Consider the following 297-nt stretch of genomic DNA (forward strand, 5'->3'; position numbering starts at 1 on the left):
TTAACACTCTAATTCACTCGGTTTTGCTTGGTAAAATCTAATTTACTTACTTATCTAGTTTTCAATGTACAATCATTTAATGGTGGGCCTGAGTGGACTCGAACCACCGACCTCACGCTTATCAGGCGTGCGCTCTAACCAGCTGAGCTACAGGCCCATTAAATTGTCGAATGTTTCAATAAACATTCAAAACTGAATACAATATGTCACATTATTCCTTCACCTCTACGAGGTGTTCCGAATATATCCTTAGAAAGGAGGTGATCCAGCCGCACCTTCCGATACGGCTACCTTGTT

General features: G+C 41.4%; 1 tRNA gene. It reads right to left on the minus strand.

The window, feature by feature from the left end:
• Positions 1–80: 80 nt before the first annotated feature.
• Positions 81–157 (minus strand) — tRNA-Ile (locus CD147_RS11555).
• Between the last annotated feature and the right edge of the window lie 140 nt (positions 158–297).

Source organism: Staphylococcus devriesei (genome assembly GCF_002902625.1).
Classification (GTDB): domain Bacteria; phylum Bacillota; class Bacilli; order Staphylococcales; family Staphylococcaceae; genus Staphylococcus; species Staphylococcus devriesei.